The sequence below is a fragment of the Vibrio sp. D404a genome (assembly GCF_030248535.1).
Classification (GTDB): domain Bacteria; phylum Pseudomonadota; class Gammaproteobacteria; order Enterobacterales; family Vibrionaceae; genus Vibrio.
On the sequence record NZ_JAHGAJ010000036.1, the window covers coordinates 46,363 to 68,244 of the forward strand.

Annotated in this window: 17 protein-coding genes and 1 pseudogene; 12 read left to right on the top strand and 6 right to left on the bottom strand. The window is 45.5% G+C overall.

Annotated elements, in window-relative coordinates; genetic code table 11:
* Nucleotides 1-173: 173 nt before the first annotated feature.
* Together melB and KI655_RS19480 are read right to left on the bottom strand one after the other, a co-directional pair.
* The gene (gene melB / locus KI655_RS19475) at nt 174-1,547 is read right to left on the bottom strand and encodes a melibiose:sodium transporter MelB (protein WP_285408034.1); all 1,374 of its coding nucleotides are present in this window, start codon (nt 1,545-1,547) and stop codon (nt 174-176) included.
* 369 nt (nt 1,548-1,916) lie between these two features.
* Nucleotides 1,917-4,040 carry an alpha-galactosidase gene (locus tag KI655_RS19480; protein WP_285408036.1) on the bottom strand — a complete coding sequence of 708 codons (2,124 nt, stop codon included), beginning with the start codon at nt 4,038-4,040 and terminating at the stop codon, nt 1,917-1,919.
* Nucleotides 4,041-4,833: 793 nt separating this feature from the next.
* On the opposite strand from KI655_RS19480, the gene KI655_RS19485 reads away from it, so the two are divergent.
* The 3 genes from KI655_RS19485 (at nt 4,834) to KI655_RS19495 (ending at nt 10,218) form a co-directional block, all read left to right on the top strand.
* On the top strand, nt 4,834-6,075 hold the full coding sequence (locus tag KI655_RS19485) for a carbohydrate porin (protein ID WP_285408037.1): 1,242 nt from the start codon (nt 4,834-4,836) through the stop codon (nt 6,073-6,075).
* Nucleotides 6,076-6,145: 70 nt separating this feature from the next.
* Entirely contained in the window at nt 6,146-7,021 is an 876-nt protein-coding gene (locus KI655_RS19490) for a MalM family protein (RefSeq protein WP_285408038.1), read from the top strand.
* 104 nt (nt 7,022-7,125) lie between these two features.
* A complete protein-coding gene (locus tag KI655_RS19495) occupies nt 7,126-10,218 on the top strand; it encodes a beta-galactosidase (RefSeq protein WP_285408039.1) in 3,093 nt (1,030 codons plus the stop codon).
* Nucleotides 10,219-10,275: 57 nt separating this feature from the next.
* Here KI655_RS19495 and KI655_RS19500 read toward each other — a convergent pair whose 3' ends face one another.
* The 4 genes from KI655_RS19500 to KI655_RS19515 all read right to left on the bottom strand — a co-directional run bounded on the left by KI655_RS19500 (nt 10,276) and on the right by KI655_RS19515 (nt 13,369).
* Nucleotides 10,276-10,914 (bottom strand): CatB-related O-acetyltransferase, encoded by a 639-nt coding sequence (locus tag KI655_RS19500; RefSeq protein WP_285408040.1) that lies wholly within the window; start codon nt 10,912-10,914, stop codon nt 10,276-10,278.
* A 195-nt stretch (nt 10,915-11,109) separates the two neighbouring features.
* Complete coding sequence (locus KI655_RS19505; protein WP_285408042.1) at nt 11,110-12,087, bottom strand: zinc-dependent alcohol dehydrogenase family protein; 978 nt, start codon at nt 12,085-12,087, stop codon at nt 11,110-11,112.
* Between the two features lie 110 nt (nt 12,088-12,197).
* Entirely contained in the window at nt 12,198-12,740 is a 543-nt protein-coding gene (locus KI655_RS19510) for a hydrolase (protein ID WP_285408044.1), read from the bottom strand.
* Between the two features lie 119 nt (nt 12,741-12,859).
* Nucleotides 12,860-13,369, bottom strand: coding sequence for an AraC family transcriptional regulator (locus KI655_RS19515; protein WP_285408046.1), 510 nt, complete (start codon nt 13,367-13,369; stop codon nt 12,860-12,862).
* Nucleotides 13,370-13,521: 152 nt separating this feature from the next.
* Here KI655_RS19515 and lacZ point away from each other — a divergent pair.
* The 9 genes and pseudogenes from lacZ to KI655_RS19560 all read left to right on the top strand — a co-directional run.
* Nucleotides 13,522-13,837, top strand: a pseudogene (lacZ, locus tag KI655_RS19520) (beta-galactosidase); the annotation flags it as partial.
* A gap of 247 nt (nt 13,838-14,084) precedes the next feature.
* Complete coding sequence (locus KI655_RS19525; protein WP_285408047.1) at nt 14,085-15,185, top strand: phosphonoacetaldehyde reductase; 1,101 nt, start codon at nt 14,085-14,087, stop codon at nt 15,183-15,185.
* Nucleotides 15,186-15,199: 14 nt separating this feature from the next.
* Nucleotides 15,200-16,015, top strand: a complete 816-nt coding sequence (gene phnX / locus KI655_RS19530) for a phosphonoacetaldehyde hydrolase (protein WP_285408048.1) — start codon at nt 15,200-15,202, stop codon at nt 16,013-16,015.
* 26 nt (nt 16,016-16,041) lie between these two features.
* Nucleotides 16,042-17,187, top strand: coding sequence for an ABC transporter ATP-binding protein (locus tag KI655_RS19535; protein WP_285408050.1), 1,146 nt, complete (start codon nt 16,042-16,044; stop codon nt 17,185-17,187).
* 1 nt (nt 17,188) lies between these two features.
* Nucleotides 17,189-18,118 (top strand): carbohydrate ABC transporter permease, encoded by a 930-nt coding sequence (locus KI655_RS19540; RefSeq protein ID WP_285408051.1) that lies wholly within the window; start codon nt 17,189-17,191, stop codon nt 18,116-18,118.
* Complete coding sequence (locus tag KI655_RS19545; protein ID WP_285408052.1) at nt 18,118-18,945, top strand: carbohydrate ABC transporter permease; 828 nt, start codon at nt 18,118-18,120, stop codon at nt 18,943-18,945. The genes KI655_RS19540 and KI655_RS19545 overlap by 1 nt, the downstream gene beginning before the upstream one ends.
* Before the next feature lie 128 nt (nt 18,946-19,073).
* Complete coding sequence (locus KI655_RS19550; RefSeq protein WP_285408054.1) at nt 19,074-20,312, top strand: ABC transporter substrate-binding protein; 1,239 nt, start codon at nt 19,074-19,076, stop codon at nt 20,310-20,312.
* 60 nt (nt 20,313-20,372) lie between these two features.
* Nucleotides 20,373-21,002 (top strand): HAD family hydrolase, encoded by a 630-nt coding sequence (locus KI655_RS19555; protein WP_285408056.1) that lies wholly within the window; start codon nt 20,373-20,375, stop codon nt 21,000-21,002.
* Nucleotides 21,003-21,004: 2 nt separating this feature from the next.
* Nucleotides 21,005-21,817 (top strand): phosphodiesterase, encoded by an 813-nt coding sequence (locus KI655_RS19560; RefSeq protein ID WP_285408057.1) that lies wholly within the window; start codon nt 21,005-21,007, stop codon nt 21,815-21,817.
* Nucleotides 21,818-21,882 lie beyond the last annotated feature (65 nt).

The window sequence follows — 21,882 nt, forward strand, 5'->3', positions numbered from 1 at the left end:
ACTTATCCGAATAAACCAAGTTAGAGTTGACTCTCTAGTTTAGATATGTCCAGAAATAAGCTAGCCCTTTATTGCACAAAGCCACCAAACAAAAAACCAGCCTACATCACTATAGGCTGGTTTCTGTAATTAGAGATTTATGCCCTCTATTTAGGCTTAATAGATTAGATAGTCTATGCTTCTGCCGTCACTCGTTCGCCCTGCTCTACTTGGTCTGCATCGTCTTTGTTGAAGCCTTCGTGTAGGCGGTAGTAGCGTTGGTAGATAAGGCCACTGATGGTCATCATGATTGCCGGTAGGCCGATCATCATGAATTCTAGTCCCATAATAGTGCTTGCTGATTGTTCTACGTTTGGCACATAACCCACAACAGATAGACCCACACCAACAATGAAGCCACCCGCAGCACCTGCGAATTTCACAAGCATTGTTTGTACAGAGAAGATAACGCTCTCGCTGCGGCGGCCAGTTTTGTGTTCACCATAGTCCACTACGTCTGCAAGCATGACTGTTTGCAGTGCATTCGCAATACCCACACCAAACTTGATTGCAGCGCCTGCCATACCAATCATTAGCGCGTTAGCTGGAGCGATGAAGCCCATCAATAGTAGAAGTACACAAGATAGAACAGGGAAACCACAAGCGATAGGCCATAGAAGCTTACGTGGTAAGAATGCCGCAATACGTGGGAACAAGAACACACCCGCTACTTCAGCTGCACCTGCCACCGCCATGTAAACAGGGAATAACTCGGCGTTACCCAGTGCGTAAGAGAAGTAGTAAATCGCGAAGCCACCAACAAGTAGGTTAGCAATTTGGAAAGACAACACAGTGCCGATAAGCGCTTTAAGTTGGTCGTTCTTACCAATGATAGTAAGCACATCTTTAAAGCTGAATTTTTCTGCTGGTTTTGCGTTAGCTGGAGCTGCTTTTTCTTTGACGTTACGTGCAATCAAGAATGCGCTCATCACGAACAGAACCGCAATCAGCATCGCAACATTGAAGAAGCCGTCACCTTGGTTACCGTTACCAAGCTCACCCACAATGTGTAGGCCGTAGGTACCTGTAATGAACCATGCAAGGCTTGCAAACAGACGTGGCCACACGACCAGCTTTTCACGCTCCTGACGTTCACTAGACAGTGCCGGAATCATTGACCAGTAAGGGATATCCATAATGGTGTAGGTAAGCCCCCATAGGATGTATGCCGCTGCTGCGTAGATGTACAGAGTCGTACCTTCAAACATGTGCGTGCTGAAAAGGCCGACCAACACAATCGCATTCAGCATTGTACCAATCACAATCCAAGGGCGGAATTTACCGAATTTTGAGCGTGTGTTATCAACGATGACACCCATCATTGGATCGGTCACAGCATCGATAATACGTGCCGCTAAAAAGATGGTACCAACGAACGCGGCAGAGAGACCTGCGACATCCGTAAAGTAAAACATTAAGAAAATGTAGATGGGTGCACAGGCGAAATCTTTACCGAGTGCTCCGAGGCCGTAGGACAGCTTGGTTTGTAGCGTAATTTTATCAGACATTTTAGTTCCTTAGTGTCGTACTGCTGTTCATTCCCCTAACTAGAATGGAGAGCGTCGACGTCTTTTATTTATATTTCGAGGGTAATGCTACTCACACACCAGCCACCTTACTGTGATCAAAAACCGCCTTATGGAAACGTTTCCATTAAAGTTATAGAAATGAGACATTGAGCACGAAAGGTTACACACCACTACGAAATAAAAATAATTTTCTCCTTTTAAATTAACAACTTAAGTCAATTGATAATAATAACAATTATCAATAAGATATTACAATGAAACGCAAAAAGCCACACAAATTTCAAACTTGTGCGGCATTTTATTCCCTTGTTTAGGGACCTATTTTCGTTGAGATGAAAAGCTGTGGTTCTATGCTATGTCGATACGCTGAAGTTTGATTAACATAGCACTCTCGGCATCCAAAATTGGCATCGTGAGACCAACCTCAGCGCACCAATCACCTGATAATTCGCAGCCCGATTGAGTCCAGGGTGGCTGATAGTTCACGATATCGTCATAATTAGATGGTTTATCCAATACCGTGACTCGGTATATCGCTTGTGGATCCAACCCAGGTACACGCAAATGGCCACTCAATGAATTGGTTGGCATCGCAAGCTGTGCAATCATCACGACAGCTTCCGACTGATCGTTAGAGACAACCGCATGAATTTGGTGCGCTTTATCGTCAGTTGGGATACGCCAAGTGCTGCCGCTGTGCAGTAATGGACGCAACATTTTGTGTAGCTTGATGTAGCGCTCAAATCCCTCTTTCTCCACTTGCTCTTCTTTCACAGGGTCAAGTTCAATACCCATATGACCGAACAGTGCGGTAAGCCCACGGAACTCGATGTTATGGCGACGACGAGTACTGTGGCAATGGCTCGCACCAATATGACTGCCCATCACTTCGGGTGGGAAGAAGTAGCTCATACCACGTTGAATAGATTGACGTTCAAGCGCGTCATTATTATCTGAAGCCCAGAATCGATGAGTACGTTTCAGCACCTCAAAATCGATTCGACCACCGCCCGCCGCACAAGACTCAATCTCTACTTTCGGGTGCTTTTCGCGAACTTTATCGACTAACTGATAGTAGCGCTGGGTTTGATTGTGCGCTGCAGCCTGACCTAAATGCGCAGGCTGAACGACTTCGCGGTTCATGTCCCATTTGATGTAAGCAATATTGTAGGTCGAAAGGAAATGGTCCAGTCGCTCAAGCAAGAAGTTAAACGCATCATCATTTTGTAGGTTGATGACGTATTGGTTGCGACCCGTTGGTTGCTCGTAGCCATCGACAGCCAGCAGCCAATCGGGATGAGTGCGATACAGATCTGAATCTTTATTGATCATCTCTGGCTCGAACCACAAGCCAAATTCCATTCCTAGATTGTTTACGTGTTCTACAATCGGATGTAAACCATTTGGGTATTTGCTTTCACATAGGAACCAATCCCCTAGCCCAGCTTTGTCTCCGTTGCGTCCTTTGAACCAGCCATCATCGATGATAAAGCGTTCAACCCCCATCTCTGCCGACTGAGTAGCCATCGACATGATATATTCTGGATCGTGGTCGAAGTAGATACCTTCCCACGTATTAAGGTGAATAGGGCGAGGCTTGACGTTGAAATCTCTTGGTAAAATAGTCTCGCGTACATGAGAGTGAAAATGGTGACTCATGGTATTCAAACCTGAGTTGCTATGGCTCGCGTACAACCAAGGTGTGGTCAAGCTTTCACCCTTTTCCAACGCGACTTCACCCGGCAGATAGATCACCTCTGCTTGCATGTATCTACGACCATCAGCCTTAACATCAACACGCAGCCTGTGGTTACCGCTCCACGCAAAGTGAAAACCCCATACGTCACCACTCATCTCATCAAAGTGTGCGGTGCCAGCAACCAAAGCGGGATAATGCTCATGCGAAGTGCGACCACGGCGATTCTCTTGTTGATACCCACCTTGTAGCAATGGCTGACGAACCGTTTGGAATTCATGGACCCAACGACCGTAGTAAGTCATTAGCTCATTCGCTCGCGCAGGCAAAGGTAAGGTGTTCGCAAGGCGGTTGATCTGATACACACCCTCTTTGGTATTCGTTAGCGTATGACGCGTTTTGACCACGTCATTGGCGTCTAACAACAGTTCCGTTTTTAACTGCAAACCAGCAACGGCATCTTCACTCTCAACCACGATGCCATTCTGGTCTTCTTCAACATGACGGATAACAAATACCGGAGCCCAATCTTGACCATTGCGATGTCCTTCAACGCCAGGACTACTAAATAGACCACGACCAAGCTCTGGGTTCAAAGTCATCGATACATCATTGTCTAAACGCCCGTACGGCACTGGGCGATACAAAGCCCTGCGATACTCTTTGTAATCGCCGCTTACCTTCTTACCCCAATGCAGGATCTCGGCATAATCACCAAGCTCTAAGATCAGCTGCGTTTGCTTACCTGTTAGCTCAACCAGTGTTTTATCCGTCATCTTGTCTTACCTTGAAACTGGAAATTACGTCGCATCATAATGAAATCTTAGAAAGAATCTGTGACGAACCCCTAATGATGGAAACGTTTCCATTATATTTTTTATAAAGAATAGATTGTGTCGTTCAGTAAAGTGCTTGCTTATATTACGTAGTGATTCACTGGTCAAATGAGCAGAGATAAACATCGAGATGGTTGATATACACCACATCAGATCGTGTTTAAAATCAATTAAAATACCATCAATTTCAAACTCTTAAAAACATAACTCAATCATTAAGGCGACTAAACACCCATTTAGCTCACCGACCTCTTGCAGTCATCAAATCGTCACCGTATTCTTGGGACTTCGAGAACGCACGAAGTGTCTCTGTTGGGTCCTAACTTTATATCCCAGATTGACGGTATGCCATGCACACTAGGCAGCGAGCCTCGCGAAAGCCTGGCATATTAATCTTCTTGTCTCACATGCCCAATTGACTTCAATTGGGCTACCTTCCCCATTAAAAAAATTCATTATTACAAAGACTTAATAAAGAAACATTCTTGAAAATCTAGGATATCTTTCCACCACACAAAGAAAACGATTCCACAAAAACCTCATCAAAAACACGTCGTAAATACCAAAAATTCAGATAAAACGAGATTTTTATCACATTAAATAGCCATAAAACCCCTCCTCTATAAAAAATGCCAACCTCATCATGAAAACGCTTCCAGAGTTTATTTACACTGCGCAGCGAGTTAGGACTCAATAAAAAAATAATCCATAAAAAATAGAATGGAGACACTTCATGAAACAAAAGACGCTTGTAAGAGCGCTTGGGCTTACCCTCGCCCTTGCACCGCTTGCTGGTATGGCCGCAGTGGAGAACATCACTTACTTCGGTTATGCCAAATGGGGCAACATTTACACCGATAACGACGAACACAACTCAGGCAAAGGCGAGCGCAATGATGTGATTCGAGCCAGTGAAGGCTACGGTAACTACCGTTTAGGTAACGAGATGAACTGGTGGGAAGCAGGCCTCAAAGCCGACGTTTGGCAACAAGGTGATGCGTACTTTGATACCACGCTTTACCTAGGCAGTGGCGAGAGTTGGGGCGACGTTAGCTTGATCCAGATGTGGTCTGCAGGTCACGGCCTGATTGATGGACAAGCCGACGCTAAGGTATGGGCAGGTGAACGCTTCTACCGTCGTCACGAGGTCCACATGATCGACATTAAATACTGGGATACCTCTAGCACAGGTATTGGTCTAGAGGATTGGGACTTTGGTTTTGCGAAGGGCCACATCGCTTGGATGGCACCAAACTCTAGTGTCGATGACCGCAGCCTACACAACCTTGATGCGCGTCTTAGTGATATCACGCTCAGTGACACCGCTGATTTGACCGTTGGTCTGAACTATGTCTTCACACAAAACTCGAGTTATGACGAAAGTAACATCACCACTTCTGGCGCCATGCTCTCTACACTGTATCGCCAAGCTTGGGAATATGGTTCAAATACCTTTGCTTTCCAATACGGTACCGATGCGTTGGCGGGCGGTTTGATGAGTGCAGAAGGTGGTTCAAAGCGTAAGTACAGTACGGGCGTTGAACACGATGGTTACAGCTGGCGTATTTTCAACTCAGGTGATCTAAACGTGAGTGAAGATTTCCAAGTGATGTACTCCATCGCCTACCAAGATAAAAACCTCGACAACGAAGAAGGTGAGAAGTGGTTCAGTGTTGGTGCTCGCCCTCAATACAGCTGGACGGATTACATGGCAACCGCGCTAGAGGTGGGTTATGAATCGGTAGAAGCTCAGAACGGTGCTGGCACCAACGACATGTACAAAGTGACAGTGTCGCAAATGTTCCAAGCAGGCAAAGGTGTTTGGGCTCGTCCATCACTTCGTTTATTCGCGACTTACTCAGAGAAAACCGATGAGTGGGGACGCGGAGGTGATGTCTACGGACAAGCACAAAGCATAGCTACGCAAAACATAGACGAGATCACTTTCGGCTTTAACGTCGAAACGTGGTGGTAATCCTACCCGGTTACTATTTTTAGACCCAACGGGGTGAGCAAAGCGCTCACCCCTCATAGGACACAAGCAGATGAAACTAAAACCGCTAGCCACTCTTGTAATGGCATTGTCTTTGAGCGCATGCAGTGGATTGCCTGAGCAGGCTTTTAATACCGATTTGGATAAACAAACGTGCTGCTCAACCCTAGAAGCGCTGCCACTCACAACGCTGTCTACACCATTCCACCAGCAAGTTGTTGTGGATGCTGAACTGCCTATCTTGAGTGACACGGTACTACTTTCATCAAGCTCAACTTCACACCAAGCGCTTCCCGTTGTCGGCTATGAAATAACGTCAGATGCCCCATTTGCACTGCTTGTACGCTCTTATGTCGATAACCAAGCCTTGTTTGCTGCGAGCGTCTTAGTTTATGACCAAAACTGGCAGCTTGTTGCTCGTTACTCGGCACAGGATTTCGAGTATCACCCAACCGGCATGCGCGGTTTAGAGCGCATCGAGAAAGTCATCACGATCAACCCGCAACTAAACGGGGCGCAATATATAGTTCTCGCTTCCGACTCATCATTGCTTGGACAAAAACTCGCACGACAACACCCTGAACAGGTGTATGCAGAGTCTCAGAACATCATCGGCAGTAAACAGCTTCCTCTAGTCGCGGATTACCAAGCATTTGGTGTCGTCGAGGTGACCACCAGCGCGTCAAACAACAATTCCGTTCTCACACTACTGACAGAACTAGGCACACAAACTAAGCAGAAACAGAATTCTCAAATGACACAATCCGCCTCTCCAGAAGCGCTGGATGAGTGGGAAGTGTTTCAATCTCAAATCGATAAAGCACTCGAAAACAACGATGTACAGCAAGCCGCTGCGCTAGCCAACCAAGCATCACAACAAGGCTATACCCAAGCCAAAGATTATCTCGTAGAGCAGCTAGCGAAGTAGCTATTCGTCGCTCTCCGACTCATTCGCAACGCTATTCACCTGTATTTCACTGCGAAATGATTGCGAAACCAGATTAGTAACAAAGAAATTTAAGTAGGAACATCATGACAGCATTCTCAGATATTATTCAAAGACGTGATTGGGAAAACCCACAATCAGTGAACATTCACTGTCTTAAGGCTCACAGCCCTCTTTCCAGTTTCCGCGATATTGACCATGCCCGCGACGGTATTCAAGCCCAGCGTCAGTCGCTGAACGGACAATGGAAATTCAAACTGTTTGATGCGCCAGAGCAAGTTGACGGCGAGTTCATCGAGTCACAATTCAATGACAAAGACTGGGATGAGATTACTGTCCCATCAAACTGGCAAATGCAAGGTTACGACAAGCCTATCTACGCCAATGTGAAATACCCATTTGAGGTAAACCCGCCGTTTGTACCAAGTGATAACCCAACAGGTTGCTACCGCACTACCGTGTCACTTTCTGAGGCGGACTTGATCAATACCCAACGCATTATCTTTGATGGAGTGAACTCGGCTTTCCACCTTTGGTGTAACGGCACTTGGGTTGGCTACAGCCAAGATAGTCGCCTGCCTTCTGAATTTGACCTAACGCCGTACCTTGTCGCAGGTGACAACAGCTTATCCGTCATGGTGATTCGCTGGAGTGATGGCAGCTACCTAGAAGACCAAGACATGTGGTGGCTAAGTGGTATCTTCCGCGACGTGACTTTGCTGTCTAAACCACAACACTGTATTGAAGACGTGTTCATCACGCCAGATTTAGACGCGTGTTACCGCGATGGTTCACTGTCGATTGCCACTTCGATTTCTGCGCCTGACACCTACCAAGTTCAAGTGCAGCTCTTTGATGGCGAACAAGCCGTGACAGATCCACGCATCGACCGTCCGCACAACCGTCGCATCGACGAACGTGGCACATGGGATGACGTGGTATTCCAAACGTTGCAATTACGCGAGCCAAAGAAATGGACGGCGGAAACACCGAACCTTTACCGCTTAGTCGTTTCACTATTGGATGAAAACGGCACGCACTTAGAAAGCGAAGCGTACCCTGTGGGCTTCCGTAAAGTCGAAATCAACGATGGCCAATTGAAGCTAAACGGAAAGCCTTTGTTGATCCGCGGCGTGAACCGTCACGAACATCACCCAGAACTCGGTCATGTGATGACCGAAGAAGACATGATCCGCGACATCCGCTTAATGAAGCAATACAACTTCAACGCGGTACGTACGGCGCACTACCCGAACCACCCTCGTTGGTACGAACTGTGTGACCAATACGGCTTGTACGTGTGCGATGAGGCGAACATCGAAACCCATGGCATGCAACCAATGAGCCGCCTATCGAGCGATCCACAATGGGCACACGCTTACATGAGCCGCTACACCCAAATGGTGATGCGCGATAAGAACCACCCTTCGATCATCATCTGGTCTTTAGGTAACGAATCCGGTCACGGCAGCAACCACAATGCCATGTACGCTTGGTCTAAAAACTACGACCCGTCTCGCCCTGTGCAGTACGAAGGCGGCGGTTCAAACACCACAGCAACCGACATCATTGCGCCAATGTACGCGCGTGTGAATACGGTCATTGAAGACGAAGCCGTGCCTAAATGGGCAATCAAGAAATGGGTATCGTTACCAAACGAAACTCGCCCTTTGATTTTGTGTGAATACGCACACGCGATGGGGAACAGTTTGGGTAGCTTTAATGATTACTGGGATGCGTTTCGCGATTACCCTCGCCTACAAGGCGGCTTTATTTGGGATTGGGTGGATCAAGGCTTGAGCCAATGGGATGAAAACGGCCAACACTTCTGGGCTTACGGCGGCGACTTTGGTGATGAAATCAATGACCGTCAGTTCTGCATCAATGGTTTGATCTTCCCAGATCGCACAGTTCATCCAACGTTGGAAGAAGCAAAATACTGCCAACGCATGATCACTGTGTCACTGCAAGAGCAAACCAAAGACGCTTGCACGCTGTTAGTGACTAACGAGAACTTGTTCCGTGCGACCGATAATGAGCAGTTGAACTGGTCTTTGTTGGAAGATGGCAAAGTCATCCAAACGGGGTCATTGGCGCTTAACGTAGAAGCCGACAGCCAAGCAAGCATTGAGATTGCCTTTAACTTCACGCCAAAAGCGGAAGCGCAATACCATTTAAATACCGACATTACTCTGATTGCTGCAACGCTTTGGGCAGACGCGGAGCACGTCGTCGCTTCTGAGCAAATGCTGCTACGCAATACCGCTGGCCTTGTTCTGCCAACATTGGAAACGCAACCAGCGCCAATGCTAACGCAGCAAGGCGATGCGATCTTAATATCTAGCCAAGACGAAAAGTACCAGTGGATTTGGGATAGCCAAACGGGCTTGATCACTGATTGGCGTGTTGATGGCGAAGCACAAATGCTTGCGGCACCACAAGATAACTTCTTCCGTGCACCACTGGATAACGACATCGGCGTGAGCGAAATCGACAATGTCGATCCAAACGCTTGGATGTGCCGTTGGGACATGGCGGGTATCGGCCAGTGGGAACGCCAATGTGTCGCTTGCCACAGTGAAACTCTGGCGCACGCAGTGAAAGTGACCTCAACGTTCGCTTACCACTTTAATGGGGAAGTTCAGGCGATCACGACTTGGACGCACACACTGAGCAATAACGGTGAGATGACATTGGCTGTCGACGTGAAGCTGGCTGATGATTTACCACCAATGCCACGCATCGGTTTGGAGTTCGAACTGCCATTGAATGAGCAAAACGCGCCGATCACATGGCAAGGCTTAGGCCCATTTGAAAACTACCCAGACCGTTTGGCAGCGGCGCGCTTCGGCCAGCACACACAAACGCTTGAGCAAATGCACACGCCGTACATTTTCCCAACCGATAGCGGTCTGCGTTGTGGTACGCAATGGTTGAAGGTGAATGAGTTAGAAATCTCGGGTGACTTCCAGTTCAGTGTGAGTCAGTACGCCCAGCAGCACTTAGCAGCAGCGAAACACACCAATGATTTGGTCGCAGAAGAGAAGATTTACGTGCGCTTAGACCATAAACACATGGGCGTTGGTGGTGATGACTCTTGGAGCCCAAGTGTGCACAAGGAATTTCAGTTAACAGACAATCAATACGCTTACAAAGTGATGTTTAAACCCGCTCAGTAAACTACTGAATGAAAAATAAAAAGCGCCAAGGCATAACCTTGGCGCTTTTCTTTGCTGTTAGTCTTGATTTAAATCGTAGTCCGAAATCGCAGCTTTTAGTTCGCTTAGATCCGATGAACACAAGTGCCGCTTCAGAGCTTCAAATTTTTCTGTTGGCCAATCATACACCTTCAGTTCTATAAGCTCTGAGATGACCTCCGGCTCAAAACGATACTTAATCACTTTTGCTGGTGAGCCAGCCACAACGCTGTATGGAGGGACATTTTTAGTGACCACGCTGTTTGCAGCCACAATCGCACCCTCGCCGATAGATACACCAGGCATGATCATCGATCTCATACCAAGCCAAGAACCATCTCCGATGTGGGTATCACCTTTACCGATATAGGCTTTTTCAATGTGCTCCATAAAGGGATATAAACAGAACCAATCCGCTCGGTGGGTATGGTTGCCGCCCATTAAGATAACCACTTCAGCACCGATGCACACATAGTCGCCGATGTATAACTGATCAATTTCCCATCGAGGCTCCCATTGACGACTCACCTCATCCCCATGCAAATATCGAACAACAGACTCTTCGAATCCGTTATCCCAGCAATCACTGTAATAACTGTGCTCGCCTTTCACAAAGATATTGGGGTTGGAAACCACTTCATGTAAATATTGGAATTTTGACCAATGTTTCTTTTGCATACTTACCTCTAACTCGTTTGAATTTAAATTTTTATAGTCAAAAACTTAACGAGTCAGTGGATACGGGGCTGTTTCAATAGAGGGTTGAGAGTCATAGAAACCTCTGCAATATAGGAAGAGTCAGCATACTAACACAATACAAGATGTGACAGGAGCCTTTAAGATTACCAATCACCACCTCCAAAGTGGTTACTATTACACCGTGAGAATGACTTTACCTGATAAAGGCTGATCGGATTCAATAAGCTCAATTGCTTTGTGCACCTCTTTCAACGACAGGCAGCATTCGACATCTAGCCTCACCCCATGGCGTAAAAAGTGCTCTAACATCTTTTCAAACGCTTCACGTCGCACGGTATTCCCTACATGCTTTTCCCAGTAGCGAAGAAAAAATGTACTGAACTCAACGTCCAACCTCTTGGCATTTCTAAAAAATGAAGGGGGATAAATTTCTAAAGAAAGAGTTCCATAATTGACAAACGTCCCTCCCTTTTCCAACGTTAGGAGCAATGCCTCTCCAGCTTTCCCGCCAATCGCATCAAATGCAACGTTGGGTACTGGTGCACCTAACTTGTGGATCTGGGACGCTAAGTCCTGTTTTGCATCAATGATATATGGAGAGTCAAATGGATAGTCGCTAGGGCGCGTTGTCACCACAATGAGCGAGAAACCTAAAGAGCAAGACAATTGAGAAAAGATTTTACCGATTGCGGAGCTTCCGGCGTTGATGATGAGACAATCTCCAATAGTGAGCTTTGCAATCTCACTCGTTAACACCCACGAGGTTAGCGCGTTAATATATAACTGACTTGCATAACCACAATCTAAAGATTGAGGGACACGAAAGAGGTTGTCTGGAGAGGTATCAATATAATGTTGCCAAGTACCACTCGTTGCGACCACCACACGCTCCCCGAGAGAAAACTCAGGGCTACGAGATTGGATGACTTGTCCAACCGCTTCAAAACCAGGAACTCTCGGAGGGATATGGTTCTTGCTATATTGCCCTACACCATGAATCGAGAGTAAATCACTAGGGTTAATGTTCGTCGCTTCAATTTCAACTCTAACCTTACCCTCTTCGAGCTCTCCTAAAGAAATAGACTCAAGCTGTAAAGATTCTTGCGGATGACCAAAGTGGAGCTGATTAACACGATAATTGAGCAATGACATAACGATTGATTTATAAGTAACTACTGGTTAACTAACAAGAATATCGTGTCTCTTATTCCTGAGCAAACGCGCTCCTCGTTTGAAGGTTGTGCTTATTGAATATCAACGTACTACTTAATCAACGCTAAGATCGCTTTAAACTCTGGGGCACGGCAATCTTCGACCATTTCGTATAAACACATTTCAACGCCCGTCAATCCAACACCATTCGCTGTGAGTTTAGCCATAGCTAGCGCTTTGTTTGCTGCCGTTCTTGAAGCTGTACAATCCGTGACAAGCTCCACTCGGTAACCCATTTTTCGCAAAGATAAAGCCGTTTGATAAACGCAGATATGCGCTTCGATCCCACAGATTAGCCATGTGTCGACTTTGGTATTCTCCACCGCCAATTTAAACGTGGCTTCTTTGCATCCATCAAAAGTGTATTTAGCGATAGCTAGATGATCTTTCGCCAGCACTTCACGAATCGGCTCAGCTGTTGGACCTAAACGCTCTGGATTCTGTTCTAACCATAGGATAGGTAAATTAAGCGCTTTCGCTCCTTTCACCAACTTAGTGGTATTTTCAATTACAGCATCACTTTCATGCATCAAGGTCGCCAACTTGCCTTGAACATCAACGACGATCAGTCCTGTGGTGTTTTTCGATAGCATTTTCGTCTCCTCTCTTCGAGTATCTATAAAAACCTCAAGCTCGATAATTTGCTATAAATGATTGTAACTTAACCCCAGATTTGAGAACTATTTAACCTAAACAGCATTCAAGCTTGTCGTTAACGAACACTCTTCATCGCTAGGCGGTATTGAGTAGGTGTGGTTCTTTTATAAGCTTTGAACTGTCGATTGAAGTTAGCTTGATTATCATAGCCAACTTTTTCGATGATGATGCCAATCGGTAGGTCTGTATTCATCAACATATCGCAAGCGACGTTCAGGCGAATCTTTCTAAGCCGCTGGCTAAAACTTTCGTTGAAGTGTTTTGCAAAGATCCGACGCACGCTGCTTTCACTCAAAAATAAATACTCAGCAAGGTCACTTGGCGCGATATTCTGATTGAAGTGTGATAGGAGATATTCGTCAATTTTTTCAAGATTCTTGTGGGTTTTGTTAGCCTTAGTGTCCACCTTCAAGGTACTGACATTTATCAGCCGAACGGCCCCATCATCTCCCAGTAATAATCCGAAGATAGCCAGTAAGTTGGACAGCTGCTGCGTTGGTGAACAGTCAAGAATGTTGGCTAGCAAAGCAACGACTTGCTCGGTGGTTTTCTTTGTAAATTGCACACCTCGATGTGCGTCTTTAAGAAGATCTGTTAACGATGTGAGTTCAGGGCAAAGATGGATTAAAGACTCAATCCACTCTTTACGAAACCAGATTACGTGGGTCTCACACTGCTTTGAATCCTCGACAGAGTCTGAATAGATCGCATGCGGAAGGCCAGCACACACAAACGCTTGATCAAATGCTCACGCCGTACATATTCCCAACCGACAGTGGCCTAAGTTGTGGCACACAATGGTTGAAGGTGAATGAGTTAGAAATCTCGGGTGACTTCCAGTTCAATGTAAATCAGTACGCTCAGCAACATTTAGCAGCAGCGAAAAACACTAACGATTTAGTTGATTTACGTACGCCTAGACCATAAACACATGGGCGTTGGCGGTGATGACTCTTGGAGCCCAAGTGTGCACAAGGAATTCCAGTTAACGGACAATCAATACGCTAACAAGGTGACGTTTAAACCCGCTCAGCAAGCGATAGAAGACATAAACACACGCCAATGTAGATCAATCCCAAAGTTCCGGCTTGGGGATTTTTCACATTTCTAAACACCTTCAAAAATTTAAAATTCATTTCACTACCACTTCATTTATATGACAGAAAATTCAAATGTAATTAAGTTAAGTTAGATTATATCTAATTTAACTACACGTAATTTTAATATTTCTACTTCAATATCCATTGTCATCAAATACAGCGATGAAGTAGAAAAAAATCATGTGGCACTTTCAAAATCCAGTTGAAATTATCAGTGGTGATAATGCATTAAGCGAATTACATTCAAGAATAAATGGGCGCAATTATTCAATAGTCACCTATGACAACGACGTATTTAAAACATATACAGAAGAAGTCATTCAAGCGATTGGTCACCAGCCCAACCACATTATTGATGGTGTAGTTGAAAACCCTCACTTTGATAATTTAAGTCTGCTTTGTGACCAATTAGGTCAGCAAAAAGAGAATACCGAAGTTTTTGTCGCGCTTGGTGGCGGTTCAGTAATGGACACCACAAAGGTATTGGCCGCGAGCAGTGGTGATTTCAATCGTGTAGTTGACTACTTAACAGGCAAAGTAGATGCGGACTCGTTGACTTACCAAGAAATCATTGCGATACCAACCACTGCAGGAACAGGCAGTGAGGTAACACATTGGGGCACCGTTTGGGACCCAGAAAACGACAAGAAATACTCTCTATCCGACCCGAGACTATACCCAACAGCAGCCATTGTACATGCGCCATTTACGGCAAAGCTACCGGTCTCAATTACCGTAAGCACTGGGCTTGATGCTCTCTCTCACGCACTTGAAAGCTTATGGAATAAAAACCGGAATCCGATCAGTGCGGTTTTTGCTGTCACAGCATCAAAAGCGATCATCACTATATTGCCGAAACTGGTAAAACAACCCACAAACTTAACACTTAGAACCAAAATGCAAGAAGCAGCTTTGATGGCAGGCCTCGCTTTCTCGAATACAAAAACCTCTATTGCCCACAACATGTCCTACGCGGTCACACTAGAAAAAGGCACAGCACATGGCATTGCATGCAGCTTTACGCTACCCGCAATCATTCGCTCTATTGACACCGACGACCAAGAGCTCATCAACTATTTAGAAACTATTTTTGACTCAAGCATTGGGCAAGCTGCCAAAAAAATGGAGCGATTTCTTAACGAGCTCAATATTAAAACAGATCCAATCAGTTACGGATATTCAAAAGAACAATGGAATAGCTTAGTAGAGCAAGCATCACAAGGCCAAAGGGGGAGAAATTTCTCAGGAAATATTAATCAACTTATTGCGAATTTTAATTAAATTGGATTTATGAAATGAAAACAGTAGAAGCAGTTATATTTGACTGGGCAGGAACCACGGTTGATTTTGGTTCTTTTGCTCCCACCACAATTTTTGTTGAAGCATTTAAAGAAGCCTTCAATTTCGAAATAACTCTAGGCGAAGCTCGTGGCCCAATGGGAATGGGGAAATGGGATCACATTCGTACGTTGGGCAACGATGAAGCAATCTCGGCACGTTGGATTCAACATTTCGGTGCACCTATGACAGACGAGCAAGTCACCGCCATTTACAACGCTTTCATGCCATTGCAAATAAAGAAAGTTCAGCAACCTGAGCATTCAAGCTTGATCCCCGGAGCTACTGAAACATTAGCGTTTCTTGCCCAGCACAACATTAAAGTCGGATCGTGTTCTGGCTACCCTCGCCCAGTGATGGAAGCACTTATCCCGGCCGCAGCAGCAAATGGTTATAGCCCCGATTGTGTCGTAGCTAGCGATGATCTTCGAGCTGGCAGCCGACCAGGCCCTTGGATGGCACTCCAAAACGTCATTGAACTCGGTGTGAATAGCGTTGCTCGATGCATCAAAGTCGATGACTCAGTACCAGGCATAGATGAAGGACTGAATGCTGGAATGTGGACCGTCGGACTTTCCCTCTCTGGTAACGAAGCAGGATTCACGCTCAATGAATTCTTAGAAGCAACCGACGAACAGAAAGCCAATGCTCGCGAACTGGCGAGCAAAAAACTGCGAGACGCTAACGCGCATTACGTCATCGATACGATCGCAGACCTACCAGCTGTTATCAACGATATAAACCGCCGCATCGCTGCTGGCGAACGCCCTTAAAACTGACAAAACGAAGATTGGACACCATGGCAGATATACATCTTTCAAATATTAAAAAATCATTTGGTCAAACGGAAATCCTAAAAGGAATCAATCTTGATATAAAGGATGGTGAGTTTTTAACATTGGTCGGGGCTTCAGGCAGCGGGAAATCGACGCTGTTACGAATAATCTCAGGCCTCGAAGAACAATCAGAGGGTCACATCCGCATTGGTGGTACGGATATTTCGGATAAACGTCCAAAAGATCGCGACCTTGCTATGGTTTTCCAATCTTATGCGCTCTACCCGCATTTAACCGTGCGCGAGAACATGCAAGTGCCTTTGAGAATGCGTATGCCACTTTGGCAAAGGTTCCCCTTTGTAGACAAAGTAAACAGCGAAAGCAGAGCATCAGCCAAATCGATCGATCGTCGCGTTCAGGACGTGGCGGGGCAACTGCATATCGAACACTTACTAGACCGTAAACCCGGTGAACTGTCCGGAGGACAGTGCCAACGCGTAGCGTTAGGCCGAGCGATGGTAAGAAAGCCTTCTGCGTTTCTGATGGACGAACCTCTTTCCAATCTGGATGCAAAGCTGCGTGTCCACATGCGCGGAGAGTTAACACAAATTCACAGAGATATTGGCACAACCTTTGTGTACGTCACACACGACCAAGTGGAAGCGATGACCATGTCTGATCGCATTGCACTTCTTGTAGAAGGCGAACTGATACAAGTCGACACGCCTACCAATATGTATAACAACCCAAATCATCTTAAAGTTGCTGAGTTTATTGGTAGTCCAAAGATCAACACGATTCCAGCTTTGGTTGATGACCATGGCTCAATAATCTTTGATGGCCAAGCATTGGATAACGTCAAACTCAACGCCACCAAATGTGATGCTCCCATTACCATTGCCGTACGATCCGAAGACATGAAAATTGTTCCTAACGGCAAGATGCAAGCATCTATTACCCATATTGAAAACATGGGTGGCGAGAAGATCATTTTTGCTGAAGCCAACTGGTCAAAAGGCAAAATCGCCATCAAAGTTTCAACCAAAGAAGCTGCCTACTTAACACAAGGCGATACCATTTATCTCGAAATGAATATCGAAAACCTCATGTACTTCAATCGAGATGGCAGTCGTATTCAACAGATCGATATCATGATGGAGGCAGCATAAAATGTCCCAAGAAATGGCAATGCCACTTCCATCTCAAAAAGCAGACAAACTTACCCTAGGGCAAAGGCGCGAGCAACGAAGTGCTTGGCTACTCACACTGCCTGCAGTGGTACTTATGATGCTGTTCTTAATCGGCCCCATTATTGCCGTCATTACCTTGTCATTTACCGATTGGCAACTTGGCATGGCCAGCTTCTCTTGGGTGGGCATTGATAACTATATCCAACTAATCAATGACGACACATTTTGGAAAGCACTTAAAAACACCCTACTTTATGTCGGTATCGTTTTGCCATTTTCGGTCATCGGTGGCCTTGCTATCGCCATCCTAATCGAAGCAAGACCTAGTGGAAAAAGTGTCTATCGGACTGCATTTTTCCTACCAGTAATGGGAACGTTGATCGCAATGTCGATTGTTTGGGAATACATCCTGCAACCCGACTTCGGCCTACTCAACATGATACTGAATCAACTCGGTGTCGATGGGAAAAACTGGCTCAACGACAAAGACACCGTGATCTACGTACTCGCGGCCATAGGTATCTGGCACCAACTTGGTTACAACATGGTTCTATTCATGTCTGGCCTTATGGCGATCCCTAAACATCTATACGAAGCCGCTGAGATGGATGGCGTCCCTAATGGTTTGTCACGCTTCAAACTCATTACATGGCCAATGTTAGGGCCAGTCACGCTCTTCGTGCTGGTGATCTCTGCAATCAAAGCATTTCAAGTGTTTGATACTGTTGAGGTGCTCACCCAAGGCGGACCAAGTAAAAACTCTGAAGTATTACTGCACCTTATGTATGTCGAAGGGTTCCAATTCTTCCGCACAAGTTACGCAGCCGCGATCACCGTTATTTTTCTGTTCATTGTACTGATGATTACCGTTGTAAAAATGCGTTTTATGGAAAAGAAGGTTCACTACTAATGAAACGACTCGATTTGTTTGGTCTCTTTCGCCACATCACACTCGTTATTTTTGCGTTGGCTTTCCTAATGCCCTTTATTTGGATGGTTCTCACTTCCATCAAACCAGAAAACGAGATCTTCTTAAACGAAATACGTTGGCTTCCAGAAAGGTTCGCTGGGTATGAAAATTACAGCACAGCACTGTCTGAAACCCCACTGCTCAAATTCATGTTGAATGGTGTGATAGTCACTGTCGCCATTTTCTTGAGTCAGATAGCTGTCGCTGTGCCAGCATCATACGCACTATCAAAGTTGCAGTTTAAAGGTAAGCAAGTGGTGTTTATCGCAATTCTTGCTTGCTTGATGATTCCACCGCAAGCGGTATCTATCCCATGGTACCTATTGATGTACAAATTCGGATGGTTAAACAGCTATGAAGGCCTGATCGCACCATTCTCTATCTCAGTATTCGGCATATTCTTGATGCGTCAGTTTTTTAATTCGGTACCGGATGACCTTATTTCTGCTGCTCGTTTAGACGGTTTTAGTGAATTCGGGATCATCTGGCGAATAATGGTACCGACCGCGATACCAGCATTAATCGCCTTTGGAATTTTTTCAATCGTCGCTCACTGGAACGACTACTTCTGGCCTCTCATCATAGCTAACAGCCAGGATGTTTACACGCCACCATTGGGGGTTGTCGCCTTTAAGAGTGATGAAGCTGGTGACAATTACGGGCCACTAATGGCAGCGGCAACAATCATCGTTGCTCCGTTAATCATCGCCTATTTATGTGCGCAAAAACGTTTTATTGAAGGCATTACGATGTCAGGAATGAAGTAACACATCTGTTATTGCAAGAAACACCTTTGAGCATACCCAAGATGGTTTAAACACCGGACATGCTCAAATCAACTTAGACCAATAGTCCGAAGGAAACAGGGCTAAACATTGAAGTATCGGAGAATAAAATGACACGTAAGTTTATCGCATTTGCCGCTATGACCTTATCAACATCAGCGGTTGCAGATACGACCATTGTTGTGCAATACCCATATGGCGAGCTATTTGATGGGCTACACAAACAATTGGCGCAAGACTTCGAACAGGCTCACCCAGATATCAAAGTTAAGTTCCGATCCAACTACGAGAACTACGAAGATGCAACACAAAAAGTCATGCGTGAGGCAATTACGAATCAGTTGCCAGATGTTAGCTTTCAAGGATTAAACCGCGTCTTGCCTCTATACGAACGTAACATTGCGGTACCTCTTGATCAGTTCATTACTGAAGAAGATAGAACACAAAACGGTTATGACGACTCCATGATGTCTCCAAGCAAATTTGATGGGCAAACATATGGGTTACCCTTTGCTGTATCGATGCCCATCGTCTACTTCAATGCAGACTTAGTAAAACAAGCAACTGGCGAACCTACACTGCCAAGTTCATGGGCAGATATTTACTCTGTCGCTGCAAAAATCAATGAGCTCGAAGGTAACCCTAAAGGCATGTATTACGACTGGAACATCACAGGAAATTGGTTATGGCTATCTCTTGTTATGTCACAAGGCGGCGATATTTTACGTGACGGGAAAGTAGCATTCGACGGAGAAGAGGGACAGTGGGCGATCAACCAATTGGCTCAAATGCATACTAAAGCCGACATGCCGGACTACCAGCGCAGAAGTGCAGAACGTTCATTTGGCGCAGGCAACATCGGTATTTATGTCACGTCAACATCCAACCTAGCCATGTTCGAACGCTCTATTGGCGATAAGTTTGAACTGAAGACAGTCCAATTCCCAGAAGTACGTGATGGTGGCACTTTGCCAGTGGGTGGTAATGCGGTTGTTATGCTTTCTAAAGATAAGAAACAACAGGAAGCAGCGTGGAAATACATCAAATACATCACTGGTCCAGAGGGAAATCAACAGATCCCACATTTTACGGGTTATATGCCGCCCAACCAAATAGCAGCTCAATCTTTAGACGCTTTTTATCAAGAGCGACCAAATCATAAAACCGCAGTATCGTCGCTGCCTTTGATGGACACGTGGGTTTCTTTCCCTGGTGCTAATGGTTTGAAGATTACCGATGTAATATCAGACGAACTCCACACAGTCGTATCTGGTGCGCGAGCTCAGGGTGATGAACCTAAGGCTGTACTCGAAGAAATGAGTAATAAAGTAAATCAACTTTTGAACTAGAAACCAATAGGTCAGTTCCTCATTGCATTTAGGGGCTGGCCTTTGAATTAAGAGAGACATATGATTGTTTTTGATTTTGATGGGGTAATCTGCGACAGCTTAGAAGTGTGCCGCAATGCGTGCCAATATGCTGTTGGTAAGCAACACTCTCCCATACTCATTGAAACGAATCCGTTCCGATACTTAGATCCAGTGACATTTGAAACCCTTGCCTCTGAACTCGGGCTAGATGAGCCACAATTTGCTAGGGACGTGGGTGAGTTTGTGTCCAATAACAGTACTAAGACGAAATTCTTCTACGGCATTGACGCAGTAGTCCAACAACTATCTCAATCACACCGCCTATTCATCGTCAGTGCCAGTAATAGCGAAGCAGTGCGTCTCCAATTAGTGAGGCATGGTTTGGATTCCTATTTTGAAGATATTTTAGGGGGCGATAGACCTGGTAGTAAGAGTGAGAAAATCCTTGAACTGAAACGCACCCACTCAACGGCCGCGATTATGATTGGTGATTGCATTAGTGATATCAAAGCCGCTCACGAGAGCAGTTCACAATCTATTGCTGTGACTTGGGGGTGGCAATCGCAGAGTTACTTAGAACAGGCTAAACCGACTGCAGTCGCACAAAACGTCTCAGCATTAACATCAATAGTGCACCAACTATCCGACATATCTGAATTAATGGCTTAATCATGAAAATCATTCACTTAACAGACACTCATCTGGGTTACACTGGCCAAGAAATCTATCAACGATCCCCTATTCCCGCTTTAGAAAAGGCCATTAAGAGTATCAACCAAGAGCACACCGACGCTGAGATGCTGGTGATCACCGGAGATTTGGCTCATGCAGGTCACCCAGAGGCTTATCAAAACCTCAAGTCCATTCTAGAAAAATTAACTATCCCCTATCATTTAGTCATCGGAAACCATGACGACAGACCAACGATTTCAGAGCTATTTCACGACTTTGAGTTGGATGAAAATGGCTTTGCCCAAAAAGTAATCACCACTAAAAAAGGGCTATTTATCCTTCTCGATACCGTCATTGAAGGCACACACGCAGGCTACTATTGTGAAACGCGTTTTGCGTGGCTTGAAAAACAATTAGCGAAAGCGAATAACACTCCCGTGTATGTTTTTATGCATCATGCTCCTTTTGACACCGGTATCCCCGCGATGGATGTAATCAGCCTAGAGAAGTCACACGGTGAACGACTGGGAGAGCTCTTCGATAAATACAACAATGTTAAACACCTATTTTTTGGTCATTACCATCGTCCTATCGCCGGACAATGGCGCGGCATTGCATTTTCAACACTCCGTGGGATGAACCATCAAGTACGCTTAGACCTTCACAGAGATAATATGATTCAAGGATGTTTTGAAGAGCCTCAATACTGCGTCGTGCTTCTGGAAGACGATCGTACTCTTATTCACTACCATGACTACATGTATCAGAGTGAGCACTTTGATATTGGCAACCCTGTAGAGGCTCACATATAAAACATTGTGACTCCATTCATATATGCTGGCCTCTATCGATGGTATTTTTCGTTGAGGCCATCTAT